This is a genomic window from Labrenzia sp. THAF191a (assembly GCF_009363335.1).
GTDB classification, from domain to species: Bacteria; Pseudomonadota; Alphaproteobacteria; order Rhizobiales; family Stappiaceae; genus Roseibium; species Roseibium algicola.
Window position 1 is genome coordinate 3,409,068 of sequence record NZ_CP045333.1, and the last position, 13,920, is coordinate 3,422,987.

13 protein-coding genes are annotated in these 13,920 nt (G+C 60.0%); 6 read left to right on the plus strand and 7 right to left on the minus strand.

Annotated elements, in window-relative coordinates:
• Window positions 1–70: 70 nt before the first annotated feature.
• The 4 genes from FIV05_RS15685 to FIV05_RS15700 all read right to left on the minus strand — a co-directional run bounded on the left by FIV05_RS15685 (window position 71) and on the right by FIV05_RS15700 (window position 4,371).
• Window positions 71–868, minus strand: a complete 798-nt coding sequence (locus FIV05_RS15685; protein WP_208984213.1) for an ATP-binding cassette domain-containing protein — start codon at window positions 866–868, stop codon at window positions 71–73.
• The gene (locus tag FIV05_RS15690; protein ID WP_152510206.1) at window positions 844–1,926 is read right to left on the minus strand and encodes an ABC transporter permease; all 1,083 of its coding nucleotides are present in this window, start codon (window positions 1,924–1,926) and stop codon (window positions 844–846) included. Before FIV05_RS15690 ends, FIV05_RS15685 begins: the two co-directional genes overlap by 25 nt.
• A gap of 81 nt (window positions 1,927–2,007) precedes the next feature.
• Window positions 2,008–3,024 (minus strand): sugar ABC transporter substrate-binding protein, encoded by a 1,017-nt coding sequence (locus FIV05_RS15695; protein WP_023000622.1) that lies wholly within the window; start codon window positions 3,022–3,024, stop codon window positions 2,008–2,010.
• 24 nt (window positions 3,025–3,048) lie between these two features.
• Window positions 3,049–4,371 carry an ROK family transcriptional regulator gene (locus FIV05_RS15700; RefSeq protein ID WP_201030462.1) on the minus strand — a complete coding sequence of 441 codons (1,323 nt, stop codon included), beginning with the start codon at window positions 4,369–4,371 and terminating at the stop codon, window positions 3,049–3,051.
• Window positions 4,372–4,734: 363 nt separating this feature from the next.
• On the opposite strand from FIV05_RS15700, the gene ade reads away from it, so the two are divergent.
• Window positions 4,735–6,456, plus strand: a complete 1,722-nt coding sequence (gene ade / locus FIV05_RS15705; protein ID WP_152510207.1) for an adenine deaminase — start codon at window positions 4,735–4,737, stop codon at window positions 6,454–6,456.
• Between the two features lie 9 nt (window positions 6,457–6,465).
• Here the strand turns inward: ade and FIV05_RS15710 are convergent, their stop codons facing one another.
• Window positions 6,466–7,008, minus strand: a complete 543-nt coding sequence (locus FIV05_RS15710; protein WP_023000625.1) for a hypothetical protein — start codon at window positions 7,006–7,008, stop codon at window positions 6,466–6,468.
• 81 nt (window positions 7,009–7,089) lie between these two features.
• On the opposite strand from FIV05_RS15710, the gene FIV05_RS31885 reads away from it, so the two are divergent.
• From FIV05_RS31885 to FIV05_RS15720, 3 genes are all read left to right on the plus strand, one after another.
• Complete coding sequence (locus FIV05_RS31885; RefSeq protein WP_023000626.1) at window positions 7,090–7,224, plus strand: hypothetical protein; 135 nt, start codon at window positions 7,090–7,092, stop codon at window positions 7,222–7,224.
• A 13-nt stretch (window positions 7,225–7,237) separates the two neighbouring features.
• Window positions 7,238–8,395: an AAA family ATPase gene (locus FIV05_RS15715; protein WP_152510208.1), complete on the plus strand. Its 1,158-nt coding sequence runs from the start codon at window positions 7,238–7,240 to the stop codon at window positions 8,393–8,395.
• 305 nt (window positions 8,396–8,700) lie between these two features.
• The gene (locus FIV05_RS15720; RefSeq protein ID WP_173013864.1) at window positions 8,701–10,371 is read left to right on the plus strand and encodes a long-chain fatty acid--CoA ligase; all 1,671 of its coding nucleotides are present in this window, start codon (window positions 8,701–8,703) and stop codon (window positions 10,369–10,371) included.
• Between the two features lie 166 nt (window positions 10,372–10,537).
• Here the strand turns inward: FIV05_RS15720 and FIV05_RS15725 are convergent, their stop codons facing one another.
• A complete protein-coding gene (locus FIV05_RS15725; protein ID WP_152510210.1) occupies window positions 10,538–11,203 on the minus strand; it encodes a YafY family protein in 666 nt (221 codons plus the stop codon).
• A 136-nt stretch (window positions 11,204–11,339) separates the two neighbouring features.
• On the opposite strand from FIV05_RS15725, the gene FIV05_RS15730 reads away from it, so the two are divergent.
• On the plus strand, window positions 11,340–11,978 hold the full coding sequence (locus tag FIV05_RS15730) for a hypothetical protein (RefSeq protein WP_286202197.1): 639 nt from the start codon (window positions 11,340–11,342) through the stop codon (window positions 11,976–11,978).
• A gap of 54 nt (window positions 11,979–12,032) precedes the next feature.
• Here FIV05_RS15730 and FIV05_RS15735 read toward each other — a convergent pair whose 3' ends face one another.
• Window positions 12,033–13,007: a DMT family transporter gene (locus FIV05_RS15735; protein ID WP_208993494.1), complete on the minus strand. Its 975-nt coding sequence runs from the start codon at window positions 13,005–13,007 to the stop codon at window positions 12,033–12,035.
• Between the two features lie 193 nt (window positions 13,008–13,200).
• Here FIV05_RS15735 and FIV05_RS15740 point away from each other — a divergent pair, with 193 nt between their 5' ends.
• Window positions 13,201–13,788, plus strand: a complete 588-nt coding sequence (locus FIV05_RS15740; RefSeq protein ID WP_152510211.1) for a VOC family protein — start codon at window positions 13,201–13,203, stop codon at window positions 13,786–13,788.
• Window positions 13,789–13,920: the final 132 nt, after the last annotated feature.

The following is a 13,920-nucleotide window of genomic DNA, read 5'->3' on the forward strand; positions in this document are numbered from 1 at the left end:
GGTTCTCTTCGGGATGAGGTCCCGGGTAGGAGGCGCCGGATGAAGGCACCTCCCGTTTTTCTTCCCTGGCCTAGGCCGCCATGCTGTCCGGCGGATCCATGGCTCCGGTCATGATCGCCACCGCATCGGACATGGAAAAGTCCGACGGTTTGATGACACAAGCCCGACTGCCCAGCCGATGAATGTGGATACGGTCGGCAACCTCGAAGACATGGGGCATGTTGTGACTGATCAGCACGATGGGCAAGCCCCTGGCCCTGACATCCTTGATCAGCTCCAGCACGCGCCGGCTTTCCTTGACGCCCAGAGCGGCGGTCGGCTCGTCCATGATCACGACCTTGGAGCCGAAAGCGGCCGCCCGTGCCACCGCCACCCCCTGGCGCTGACCGCCTGAAAGCGTTTCAACGGCCTGGTTGATGTTCTGAATGGTGAGCAGCCCCAGTTCGTTCAGCTTTTCGCGGGCGATCTCCTCCATCTTCTTTCGGTCCAGCTGGCGCAGCCAGGTGCCGCGGAAGCCGGGTTTCTTCAACTCACGGCCCATGAACATGTTGTCGGTGATCGACAGGGCAGGGGACATGGCCAGGGTCTGGTACACCGTCTCGATCCCGGCTTCTCGGGCGTCGATGGGCGAGGTGAAGTGGACGGGCTTGCCATCGAGCAGGATCTCTCCGCCATCAGGCTGCACGGCTCCGCTGAGAGCCTTGATCAAGGTGGATTTGCCAGCCCCGTTGTCACCGATCACGGCGAGGATCTCGCCGGGATAGAGTTCGAAGTCGGCTCGGTCCATGGCCACGACACGGCCGTAGCGCTTGACCAGTTTACGCGCTTGCAGGACAGGTTCCATCACACAGATACCTTTCTGATCCATTGGTCGATCGCGACCGCGCCGATGATGAGGATGCCGATCAGCAGGTAGGTCCACTGCGCATCGGCGCCAAGCAGGCGCAGGCTGAGCGTGAACACACCGACGATGAGTGCGCCGAACAGGGTACCGAGCACGGATCCGCGTCCGCCGAAGAGCGAGATGCCGCCGATCACCACGGCCGTGATGGATTCGATGTTGGCAAGCTGACCCGTGGTCGGGGAAACAGAACCGATGCGGCCGATCATCGCCCAGCCGGCGAAGGCGCAGATAAGCCCGGACAGCATGTAGACCGATATCAGAACCTTCTTCACCTGCACGCCCGAAAGCTGCGCGGCTTCCGGATCGTCGCCAACGGCGTAAACATGCCTGCCCCAGGCTGTCTGACGCAGGGCGTAGGCCAGCACCAGCACCAGAAGCACCATGAAGATGACGCCGTAGGTGAAGACTGCGCCGCCGACATTGACCTTGTTGCCGAAGAACTGAAGCAGTGGTGCCACTTCGGCGATTTCCTGAGACCGGATGGTCTCATTGGCCGAATAAAGGAAGTTGGTGGCAAGCACGATCTGCCACATGCCGAGCGTCACGATGAAGGGGGGCAACTTGACGATGGCGACAAGGAAGCCGTTGAGATACCCGCAAAAGGTACCGCAAATCAGACCGCAGACGATGGAGACCTCCACCGGCAAACCATAGCGGAAGGTGAACTGCCCCATGACAACGGAGGACAGCACCATGATCGCGCCGACCGACAGATCGATGCCGGCGGTCAGGATGACGATGCTCTGTGCTGCCGCCACGATGCCGATGATCTGGACCTGCTGCAGGATCAGCGTCAGTGCGAAGGGGGAGAACAGTTTCGATCCGAGCAACAGCCCGAAAACGACAAGGGAGAGTACCAGGACGATCAGCGGAACCAGTGATGGGGTCTGGTGCAGCGTGTGCTGGATTTTTTGCCCGATCCCATGACGTTCGTCATCGAATGAGGCGACAGCTTGCGGTCCGGAGGTGGCAGCGGATTCGTAGTCCGCCGGCCCCTTGGCCGTTTTGCTTTCTAAGGTCATGCCCGTTTAACCTTCTTTGCGCCGGTTTTGAAAAAAGGGGCAAGGTCGCCCATGCCCCTTTTGATCTCGTCCAGGGGTGTCTTAGCCCCAGCAGAGATCCGTTCCCTTGGCGGTGTCGATGGATTCGACGCCTTCAACCGGCTTGTCGGTCACAAGGGCAACACCGGTGTCGAAGAAGTCCTTGCCTTCGGTCGGCTCCGGCTTGGTGCCATTGTCGGCCCAGGCCTTGATGGCCTCGATGCCGAGCGATGCCATCAGCAGCGGATACTGCTGCGAGGTGGCGCCGATAACACCGTCCTTGACGTTCTGAACACCCGGGCAGCCGCCGTCGACAGATACGATCAGCACGTCGTTTTCGCGGCCGATGGCCTTCAGTGCTTCATAGGCGCCGGCAGCCGCAGGTTCGTTGATCGTGTAGACCACGTTGACCATCGGATCCTTGGCGAGCAGGTTTTCCATGGCCTTGCGACCGCCTTCCTCGTTGCCTGCGGTCACGTCGTTGCCGACGATGCGCGGATCGGTTTCGTCACCCCACTTGTTCGGGTCGCCAAGCTCGATGCCGAAGCCCTGCAGGAAGCCCTGGTCACGCAGCACGCCGACGGTTGGCTGGCTGATGCCGAGATCAAGCATGGCGATCTTGGCATTGGCTGCCTCGTCGCCCAGGCTGGCCGCGGCCCACTGGCCGATCAGCTCACCCGCCTTGAAGTTGTCGGTGGCGAAGGTTGCGTCGGCTGCATCAATGGGATCGAGCGGCGTGTCGAGTGCAATCACCAGAAGGCCGGCGTCGCGCGCCTGCTGGACAGCCGGCACGATGGACGACGTGTCGGATGCGGTCAGCAAGATGCCCTTGGCACCGTCTGCAATACAGGTTTCGATCGCTGCCACCTGGGTTTCATGGTCGCCGTCGATCTTGCCTGCGAAGGACTTCAGTTCGATGCCGAGTTCTTCAGCCTTTGCGGTGGCGCCTTCCTTCATTTTCACGAAGAACGGGTTGGTGTCCGTCTTGGTGATCAGGCAGGCGGAGATGTCTGCTGCGACTGCCGGAGTGGCAGCCATGGCGGCGAGAACGGAACCGGTCGCGAGTAGTTTGCGGATCATTTGCGTTTTTCCTCCCTGGCCAATTCAGGTTGAACGGTTGGGCGTGGCCAGATGTGACCCCAACCGTGCTGCCCGTGCCGGAAAGCTGGCTCTATCCTCCGAGCTGCCAGCTCCGGCGGGTCCGGTGTCTTTCCCGCCTGTCAGGATTGCTGCCCTGGGCGAGAAATTGAAGAATTGCGGCAGGCTGGCTGCGCCGATGGCGCCTGCGTCGTGGCCAAAGCTGCCGATTTCGATGTCGGGTGAATGGCGTTTCTCCGGCGCGGCCTTTTCCACGGCCTTTTTCAAGGCGGCGCGGAAGGTTTCCGGGAACGGGCCGCCAAGGTCGCCGTCGAGGACGACCAGAGGAACATCGAGAAGCGCATAGGCCGAGCGCAGGGCAAGTGCGAGCGCTTCGGCGCAGTCTTCAAGCCACTCGGTGTATTTCGGGTCGCCGGTTTCAACCGCGTGCTGCAAATCGGAGCGGTTGAGCTTTGGAAAATCTTCGGGCGACATGTGCCGGGCGAGTGCAACCAGCGATGCGCGGGTCAGCAGCAGGTCCCAGGAATTGCGGGCCTTTGGTGCGGTGGTCAACGTGCTTGGCGGGACGGGGATCATGGCAACGTCGCCGGCGTTGCCGGATACACCGCGCACGACATCGCCCTTCAGAATCAGGCCGCCGCCGATGGCAGGTCCAAGGAAAAGATAGACGAAATTGTCGTTCTGCCGGCCCAGCCCGTAGAAGAGTTCGGCCACAGCGGCGGCCGTGCCGTCGTTCTCGCTGAACACCGGCAGGCCGGTAGCCTTTTCCAGGGCGTCGGTCAGGTCGAAGTCTTCCCACTTCATGAAATCGGCCTGGGGCAGGCCCAGTTCATGCAGCCAGGCACCAAGGTTGAACGGTTGCGCCAGGCCAATGCCGGTGATGCGGGACTGGTCTTCCTTGCTCAGATGCTGGCGCAGGAATTCCAGATCGTCCTTGAGGATTTCCATGGCCTCTTCGGGCGCGGGCAGGATCATGTCATGAAGCCGGCGGGCAATCAGCTGGCCGGAAAAATCCATCAACACGGTTTCCATGTTGGTCCGGTCCAGCCGCACCCCGAAGGAATAGGCGCCGCGCGGGGCAAGCCGGAGAATGGTTGCCGGTTGCCCGCGACTGCCGTCGTGACGCTTGCCGGCTTCCACGATCAGCCCTTCCTCGATGAGGTTCTGGATGATGGCACCGATGGCCGCGTTGGTCAGCTGTACCGCCCGGGCGAGTTCCGCCTTGGAGGCCTCACCGGCACGCCGAAGGATCTGAAGTACGATGCGTTCGTTGTACCGGCGCAATTGCGCGGAATTCGAACCACGGCCGCTTTTTGGCGTGTCCTCCACCGGTCTTGCTCCTCCCCAGGAACTGCCTGCTCTCGTCGGCGGCATCAGAATAAATAAGTTTGATAAAATTATTCGCCCAAGTGGCCCGGCTGTCAATCGCAATCTGTTTTGCAACGCACGTTTTCGATATTGTGGCGCGGTAAGTCTCTGCGCAACAACACGAAAAATTCTCGCCTGCCTCGGTAACATTTTTCCGGCAGGGGCCGGTCTGGCACATCCGCGCAGCCTGGGTGCGCGCGGGATTGACGGGCGATCCGTGTTTCAGCTCTTTCGTGCAGGACATCCTAACACACCTTCGCGAAATCGTTGCCGGAGCTTTCAACATCCGTATTGTCGGGGAGGGACGAGAATCGGAGACAAAAAATGCCGGCCACACATGATGAAGCGTTTCTGGAGCGGGCGATTGCTGCCGGGGCAGGGGAGCGTCCTGCCGATCTGGTGATCAGGAACGCCAGCCTGTTCAGCGTTGTCGATGGATCCACGATCGAAACGGATATTGCGATCGTCGGTGACAGGATCGTCGGCACACACGGGCAGTATGAAGCGGCCGAAACGATCGACGGTTCGGGACTGACAGCCGTACCCGGCTTCATCGACACGCATCTTCATGTGGAATCGTCTCTGGTCACGCCGTTCGAATTTGACCGCTGCGTGCTGCCGCACGGAGTGACCACAGCCATTTGCGATCCGCATGAGATTGCCAATGTTCTGGGTGCCGAAGGGATCCGATATTTCCTGGACAGTTCTCTGGAAACAGTGATGGACCTCAAGGTCAATCTCTCGTCCTGCGTTCCTGCAACGGCTTTTGAGACAGCCGGCGCCTGCCTGGAGATCGAGGACCTGCTGCCGTTCCGCGATCATCCGAGTGTGATCGGCCTTGCCGAATTCATGAATTTTCCAGGTGTGCTTGCGCGCGATCCCAAGGTGCTGGCGAAGCTTGCCGCCTTTCAGGACGGTCATATCGACGGCCATGCGCCTCTGCTTCAGGGCATTGGCCTCAACGGTTATCTGGCCGCAGGCATCCGCACCGACCACGAGGCAACCTCCGCCGAGGAGGCGCTGGAAAAGCTCGCCAAAGGCATGACGATCCTGATGCGGGAAGGCTCCGTTTCCAAGGACCTGGAAGCGCTGGCTCCGATCCTGACACCGGATGTTTCGGCTTTCGTCGCGCTGTGCACGGACGACCGCAATCCGCTCGATATTGCCGAGGAAGGCCACCTCGACAGCATGATCCGCCGCCTGATCGCCAAGGGCATCCGTCCGCTGGACGCCTATCGGGCCGCAAGCTGGTCGGCGGCCAATGCCTTTGGCCTGAAAGACAGGGGCGTGATTGCACCGGGCAAGCGCGCAGACATTGCGCTGTTGAGCGACTTTGCCGATTGCCGTGTGGCGCAAGTGATCTGCGGCGGTGTTCTGGCGACGGACGAAGCATTTGCAAATAGAACCATCGTCCCGGCGGTTGGCCTCGACAGCGTGCATGTCGGCCAGGTCACCGCGTCAAAGTTCGATATACCGGCGCGCAACAGCGAGGCCGACGTTATCGGTGTGGTGCCGGGCAGGATCATCACCGAACACCTGAAGCGCACCTTGCCGGTGACCGGCGGCAAGACGCTGGCCGATCTTGATCAGGATGTGCTGAAGGTCGCCGTCGTGGAGCGGCACAAGGGCACTGGCAACATCGGCCTCGGTTTCGTCAATGGTTTCGGCATGAAACAGGGCGCAATTGCTTCGTCCGTCGGCCATGACAGCCACAACATCTGCGTGGTTGGCGCGGATGAGGAAGCCATGGCCCACGCGGTCAACCGGGTGATCGCCATGAAGGGTGGATTTGCGGTTGCCGACAAGGATGGTGTGAAAGCCGAACTTGCCCTGCCGCTGGCGGGACTGATGAGCCTGGAGCCGTTCGAAACGGTGAAGGAGGAACTGGAGCACCTGCGCGCCGCTGCCAAGGATCTCGGCTGTACGCTGGCCGAACCGTTTCTGCAGGTCGCCTTCCTGCCTTTGCCGGTCATTCCGCATCTGAAGATCACCGATTTCGGCGTCTTCGATGTCAACAAGTTCGAACTGGTGGATCAGGGTAGTTGATGCTTGCGCTCAGTACTGGCGCAAACGTGCACGAAAACGTGCCCATTTCCGCGCGGATCGCAACGCCAGAAACAGGAGGACAGCTCCGGCAACAAGGGACCAGAACAGGATCTGGCTGTCGAGAGAAAACCTGTCCAAACTGCGGGTGGGATAGGCAATCTTCGGATTGAGTGGCAAATAAGTGACGTTCAGAGCGCCGTCTGTCTCTCGGATGATCTCCCCAGGCTTTATCCTGAAATCCAGAGTTTGGGCCGGTGCGTTCGTTGGGTTGATTTCAACGACGATCCTTTCGTCGTGCCAGCTTTTGAAGTTCTTGAAAGTGTTCCGGTAATTGGAACGATAATGCGCCCAAGCCTTGTCCCCATCGGGCGTGTCGTTGATAATGACCAGAACCTTGCCGGGGGTGGTTTCGCCAAAGCCCTTCAGAAGCCAGTACTTCAAACCGCTGTCGTGGTGGAAATAAATTGAGATCGCGACAGCGCTAGCTACAAAAAACAGGATGGCCAGGTGAAGCGCGTGGCTGTCTTCTGCCGCTTCTTTCGGGTTATACAAAGGCAACACCTTTCGTTCGAGTATTGCACCAAGATATGCACCTAAAAGTAGCAGTGACGCAATTCCTCAAGACAAAAATCTATGGGTCTGGTTCGCTCCAGCGTTCGGAATGCGCGCGACACCTTCCTGCCTTTGCCGGGCATTTCGCATCTGAAGATCACCGAATTCGGTTTCTTCGATGTCAACAAGCTCGAACTGGTGGATCAGGGGAGCTGAAACAGGTCTTTCGATGATCCTCACTCTTGCCGTTTCCGGATACCGCTCGCTACGCGACATCGTCCTACCGCTCGACCGCATCACCCTGGTGACGGGTGCGAACGGCAGCGGCAAGTCGAGCCTCTACCGGTCGATCCGTTTGCTGGCGGAAGTCTCGCAAGGCCAGGCGATTGCCTCGCTGGCTGCGGAAGGTGGCCTCAATTCGACGCTCTGGGCGGGGCCTGAAGCTTTTTCCAGGGCGATGAAACAGGGCGACGTGCCGGTTCAGGGAACCGTGCGCAAGGGCGTGGTCAGTCTGAAGCTCGGCTTTGCCGATGAGGATTATGGCTATGCGATAGATCTCGGTCTGCCGGCGGACGCCGGGCGGTCGCTGTTTTCCATGGATCCGGAAATCAAGGCCGAGGCCCTTTGGGCCGGCGAAGCCTTGTCCCGCTCGAACGAAATCGCGGCCAGAAACGGCCCGACGGTTCGGGTTCTCAATGCCCACGGGCAGCGCATACCGGTTTTCCAGAACCTTGCCCGCTTCGACAGCATGATGACCCATGCCGCCGATCCGAAAGACGGTCTGGAACTTCTGGTCATGCGCGAACGCATGCGCGCCTGGCGTTTTTATGATCACCTGCGCACCGACAGGGACGCTCCCGCGCGGTTTCCCAAGATAGGAACACGGACACCTGTGCTGAGCGGAGATGGCGGGGATCTGGCAGCCGCTCTTCAGACCATCCAGGAAATTGGTGACGAGCGGGCTCTGGAAGAGGCAGTCGATGACGCATTCCCCGGAGCATCCGTCAGGATTTCGGTCAACGACGGCTATTTTGAACTGCTGATGCAGCAGAAGGGGCTGCTGCGCGAGCTACGGGCCAGTGAACTGTCTGACGGAACGCTCCGGTATCTCCTGTTGACGGCGGCGCTTTTATCACCGCGCCCGGCGCCCTTGGTGGTGCTGAACGAGCCCGAGACAAGCCTCCATCCGGCATTGCTGGAGCCTCTCGCCCGGCTGATTGCACGGGCCGCGGAAAAGACGCAGGTGATCGTCGTTTCCCATGCGGACGAACTGGTGTCCGTGCTGTCGTCGGAAAGAGGCTGCATGCGCTACGATCTGCGCAAGGAACTTGGCGAGACGGTTGTGGATAGCGCTGACACACCTCGCTGGAACTGGCCAAAGAGATAAACCGCCTGTATTGCAGGGTTGTCTATAAGTTTTTGATTTGACGTCTCTATTGCCAACCGGCTCAGCTGGCTTATCTTAAGCGGATGGTTCTTCGCGCGCAAAAAAACGACGAGGTGTCGTTACGTCGCGAGTTGACGTGAACGGAAGGTTGGTTCATGTCAGGAGAGACCCAAAGAGGTGACGCCTCATTGGTGGCCGGGCCCTTGAGGAGGACCATTTCGTGGTACGGATTTTGTCCGGATCACGAAATTTCAGGATAAAGGCCCGTCCGCGCAGTGAAGCGATAAAACGCGTTGGAGAACGTAATGACGACTGCGGAGGAGTGGAACGCGGCGTTCAAGCCCCGTCCAGTACACGAGTATCTCGAGACGACCGTTGCCCAATACGGGACCCGTCCTGCCTGTGATTTCATGGGCAAGGTGTGGACTTATGCCGAATTCGGCGCGCTGGTCGACAGGACGGCTGCCGGACTGCAGGCGATGGGCGTCGGCCCGGGTGTGCACGTCGGCCTGTGCCTGCCAAACACGCCTTTCTACACGATCTTCTATTTCGCGGTTCTGAAGATCGGCGCCACGGTCGCCAACTTCAATCCGCTCTACGTCGAGCGCGAACTGTCGTTCCAGGCGCGTGATGCCGATGTGCGCATCATGGTGACCATGGATCTGAAGGTGATCTACGACAAGGTCGAGGAGGTTCGCAGGGAACGGGCGCTCGACAAGATCATCGTCTGCCCGATGGCCTGGTGCCTGCCGACGATCAAGAAGGTGCTGTTCAGTCTGTTCAAGCGAAAGGAACTGGCGGACATTCACCGTGATGACGCCCACATTCGTTTCGAAGACCTGCAGACGAGGGGCGACAAGCCCAAGCCGGTCGCAATCGATCCGGCAAACGATATCGCGGTGCTGCAGTATACCGGGGGTACCACCGGCGTTCCCAAGGGCGCGATGCTGACGCACAGAAACCTGTCGGCCAATATCGAGCAGATGCGCTGCGTCTTCGAAAAGGCGCGGCCAGGCGAAGAAAAGATGCTGTGCGTATTGCCGTTCTTCCACGTCTTCGCAATGACGGTGGGGCAGAACCTGTCAATCATTCTGGGCGCTGAAATGGTGCTGCAGCCGCGCTTTGAACTGAAGTCGCTGCTGGAAGCGGTCAAGCGAAAGAAGGTGACCCTCTTTCCGGGCGTGCCGACAATCTACACGGCCATCAACAACTCGCCCATGACGGCGAATTACGATCTGACCAGCATCAGGATCTGCTTGTCGGGCGGCGCGCCTTTGCCGGTGGAGGTCAAGGAAAGCTTTGAAAAGATCACGGGCTGCATTCTGGTGGAAGGATACGGTCTCACCGAAACGTCGCCAGTTGCCGCGGTCAACCCGCTGGACGACAGCCGCCGGGCGGGGTCCATCGGAAGGCTGGTGCCGGGGACCAGTGCCCGCTTCGTGAGTATCGAGGACCGCGAAACCGTGGTTCCGGCAGGCGAGAAGGGCGAGTTGCTGCTGCACGGGCCCCAGGTGATGAAGGGCTACTGGAAGCGCGAGGACGCGACCGCCGAGACCATCACCCAGGACGGCTATCTGCATACGGGCGATGTCGGTTATCAGGATGATGGCGGCTTCATCTATCTGGTCGACAGGATCAAGGACCTGATCCTGTGCTCTGGATACAACGTCTATCCGCGTGTCATCGAGGAAGCGATCTACCAGCACGAGGCCGTGGACGAGACCATCGTCATTGCCGTGCCGGATGCCTATCGCGGCCAGAGCCCGAAGGCCTTCATCAAGCTGAAGGAAGGCCATTCGCTCACCGCCGATGACATGAAGGCCTTCCTGAAGGACCATCTGTCGACGATCGAACTGCCAAGAGACTATGAGTTCCGTGACGAGTTGCCGAAAACCATGGTCGGCAAACTGTCGAAGAAGGAACTGGTCGAGGAAGAAGCCCAGAAGCGGGCAGCGGCGGAAGCCCGGAGCGCCTGAGCGCACCGTTCCTGAAAACACCGGAAGCGCTCTCAATCGAGCGCTTCCGTGCAATGCTTTCTGTCTAAACCGGCACAATTTTCAAGTCACGCAGAGCGGGTTTCCACCTGACAAGCGGTCACACTGCTGTCGCATTAACCCGTTGCAACGAAGCGGCGTGATTGCCTCACAGCGTCTTCAAATAGTCCTGAAATTCCTTGCCCGGCTCCTTCGGAAACCGTGTGTCGGTGATCGCGAATGACCTGATGCGATCGAGCCGGAAATTCCGGAAGCCGTTCCGTACTTCGCACCACGCAGTCAGCACCCAGACACTTTCGAAGGCAGTCAGTCCCAGCGGGCGGGTGAGGCGTTCGCTGACGCGGTCCTGCAGGTCGCTGTAGCCGAGTTGCACCTTGCGCCGTTTGCGGATGGCATCGCGCAGCGGAGACAGGGCGTCATGTCCTTGTGCCGAGGAGGCCTTGCCGACCGCGAGCAACGGACGGTTCAGCGAGCGTTCGCCTTCGGACAGAACTGCTCCAAGCTTGCCGAGCACACGCTCGGCCGTTTCGCTCATGGTTTTGTCGCCACGTGCCTTGACCATGCGAATGCCGAGCAGGATGACATCCAGCTCGTCCGGATCGAACTGCATCGGCGGCAGGAAATATCCACGCTCGAGAACGTAGCCGACACCACCTTCACCGCGAATGGGCGCGCCCATCGCCTTCAGCGTGGCCATGTCCCGATAAATGGTGCGTTCCGTCACGCCCAGCAGCTCCGCAAGCATGGCGGCCGGAACGGCGCCTCTGCGGCTGCGCAGGGCATCCAGGATGGAAAACAGCCTGATGGTTCGCATGGGTGTCGGTCTCCAGCCGGTTTCTGCAAGGAATTTGCTGCCGCCCTCTTTTGCACGATCATAGCGCATCCCCCTGACAGAAACTGTCTCTGACGCCTTCTATAGAGCTGGCAGCAGAAACACGGAAGGACATCTCATGCTGCGAAAAGAACTGGGACCGATGAAAGTGATGGGGTTTGCTCGCTACGAGGCGAAAGCAGGCGTAGGTGCGCCGGAACTGATAGCGGCCGCCCGCCTGTGGCAGAAGGAGTTCCTGAGCAACCAGCCGGGAATCGCCTTTCACTGCTTTTTAGGCAATGCAACAGGCGGTTATGCCGATGCAATTCTGGCAAGGGACGAGGCCAGTTTCGCAGCCATGTCCGAGGCGCATATGCAGGCAGCAAGCTCAAGGGCATTCATGGAACTGCTGGAGCCCGGCAGCATTCGCCTGTGTCTCAACCGTCTGATGAAAGACCTCGAAGCGGTGCCGGACGGATTTTCCGCCATCGAATTCGGTACGTTTCGTCCCAGGGACGACGGCAGCTTTTCAGAAGAGGCGCTGATGGCTGCGTCCGGACGGATCGAGAGGGAGTATCTTGCCCCCTTGCCGGAAACCAGGGCGCATCTGATGGCGCGGGCAGGGGAGGATACCTATTCGGAGATCTGCTTTGTGGAAACGGAAGGTGCTGCCAGGGAGATCTGCGGAGGCTATGTGTCGAACGCGGCCTGTGCGCCGCTATTGAACCTGTTTGATCCCGCCAGCGTCGATCTGGATTTCTGGCACGTGCTTGCCTGAGCCGGCAGGCGACCTTATCGCCTGAGCCGGCAGGCAACCTCATCGCCTGCTGCTCTAGCTATTGTACCCGCGTCCGTCCGAGGCCCTTGCCAGTTTCTGGCCGCGTTTGGCCTCGCGGCGGACCGTGTAGATCGACGCGGCGATGATGACGGCAGCGCCCACCAGTGTTTCCACGCGCGGCCACTGGTGGAACACCAGCGCACCGAAAACGGTGGCATAGAGCAGCCTGGTGTAGTCCAGCGAGGCAATTGCGGTGGCTTCGCCGGCGCGGAATGCCTGGATATTCGCCATTTGGGCCGCCCAGGACACGATGCCGATCCCAAGAAGAATTCCCCATTGTGCCAGGGTCGGGCTCTGCCAGGTCAGGATGGCGGGGATGATCATGATCAGACCGACGCCGAAAGCCTGGTAGGTTAGGATGGTGACCGGGGGATCGGTGCGCGTCAGCAGGCGGACGACAATCATCACCAGGCCGGCGCAGGCCGCCCCGGCAATGGCGAGCAGCGCAAAGGGATCGATCAGCCCGTCGCCTTGCGGGCGGAGCATCAGAACAACCCCCAGAAAGCCGACGATGGTGGCACCCCAGCGGTGCACACCGACTGTTTCTCCCAGCAACCAGATGGCGAAGATCGTGAGGAAGAACGTCTTGGAGAAGCTGATTGCCGTGGCATCGGCCAACGGCAGTTCGATGACGGCCGTGAAGCCGCAGAGCATGGCGGTCGCAGCAACCACGATACGGGTCAGCTGAAGTCCGGGACGTTTTGTTGCCAGTGAGGTCGGCAATCCGCTGAGGATCTTCGGGGCAACGATGGCAAGCATGATGCCCTGGCGGATCACCAGGATCTGGAAGACCGTCAGGTCCTTGCCGAGCAGCTTGATCAGGGTGACCATGATCGAGAACAGAAAGGCGGCCAGAAGGATCCAGAGCGCGCCGATGGTGTTCGACGGCAGGTTCTCCGTCAGGCTGGTCACCTTGCGCCGAAGACGATTGCCGGTTGCCTCGGAAGGCTCCGGCTGTTGGGTGGGCATGTCCATCGTGAATCCTTGCCGGAGGGTATGCGGATGCGGCGGCGCATTGGGGCCGGAGCACAGGCAAGACTCGGATAAGGCTGTTTGTTGCAGTTGAAACAAGCTTAGCGCTTTTCGCCGAGAAGGAAAGAGGGCGGCTGTTTGCCATCGCAGGCGGATGCAATTTAAACTGCGCCGAACGGGGAGGACATCCATGGAAAAAATCCAGACGCAGGGCGTGCATCACATCACTCTTGTCGGGGCCGACAGGCAGACTTCCATCGATTTCTGGGAAGGGCTGCTGGGAATGCCTTTCGTGTTCGAGCAACCCAATCTGGACGATGAAAACCAGAGCCATCTGTATTTCGATCCCGGCGATGGCCGTCTCATCACGATCTTCACCAACGAAGACCGCAATCCGGACCCGGAGCCGGCTCCCCAGACAATCGGCTGCGTTCATCACCTGGCGCTTGCCGTATCGCAGGCAACCTTTCGGCAGATTGCCGAGCGGCTTGATGCACGCGGCATATCGCACAGCGGTCCGAAGGATCGCGGCTTCATGGATTCCATCTATTTTCGTGACCCGCTCGGGCTGCTGATCGAACTGGCCAGCTATCGCTTCGTACCGCCGGAAGGCGTCGCCATGGGCGAGGTCATGCTGGAAGCACACAAGATCCGGGTGGCGCGGGGTGACTACAACATTCAGGAAGTCCATCTTGCCGATGCCATCGAGCAATTGACGCGCGAAACGAGACGCAGCCTGTCTGACGACCGGCGCCCGAAGAACCCGTACAAGCGGTAGGGCGTTATCCGGCTGTTGCACTTGCCGGACGATCTTTGCACGCGCGCGCAAATTCGCTTGCGCGCCGCTGTGAATCATGATGATGAGCTGCGTCCGAAATCTTGTTTTCAGACAGGATCGCAACCTGTGTTG

Coding starts and splice junctions, on each gene's coding strand:
- FIV05_RS15685 (WP_208984213.1), bottom strand. CDS start 868: ATGGATCAGAAAGGTATCTGTGTGATGGAACCTGTCCTGCAAGCGCGT.
- FIV05_RS15690 (WP_152510206.1), bottom strand. CDS start 1,926: ATGACCTTAGAAAGCAAAACGGCCAAGGGGCCGGCGGACTACGAATCC.
- FIV05_RS15695 (WP_023000622.1), bottom strand. CDS start 3,024: ATGATCCGCAAACTACTCGCGACCGGTTCCGTTCTCGCCGCCATGGCT.
- ade (WP_152510207.1), top strand. CDS start 4,735: ATGCCGGCCACACATGATGAAGCGTTTCTGGAGCGGGCGATTGCTGCC.
- FIV05_RS31885 (WP_023000626.1), top strand. CDS start 7,090: ATGGGTCTGGTTCGCTCCAGCGTTCGGAATGCGCGCGACACCTTCCTG.
- FIV05_RS15715 (WP_152510208.1), top strand. CDS start 7,238: ATGATCCTCACTCTTGCCGTTTCCGGATACCGCTCGCTACGCGACATC.
- FIV05_RS15720 (WP_173013864.1), top strand. CDS start 8,701: ATGACGACTGCGGAGGAGTGGAACGCGGCGTTCAAGCCCCGTCCAGTA.
- FIV05_RS15725 (WP_152510210.1), bottom strand. CDS start 11,203: ATGCGAACCATCAGGCTGTTTTCCATCCTGGATGCCCTGCGCAGCCGC.
- FIV05_RS15730 (WP_286202197.1), top strand. CDS start 11,340: ATGCTGCGAAAAGAACTGGGACCGATGAAAGTGATGGGGTTTGCTCGC.
- FIV05_RS15735 (WP_208993494.1), bottom strand. CDS start 13,007: ATGCCCACCCAACAGCCGGAGCCTTCCGAGGCAACCGGCAATCGTCTT.
- FIV05_RS15740 (WP_152510211.1), top strand. CDS start 13,201: ATGGAAAAAATCCAGACGCAGGGCGTGCATCACATCACTCTTGTCGGG.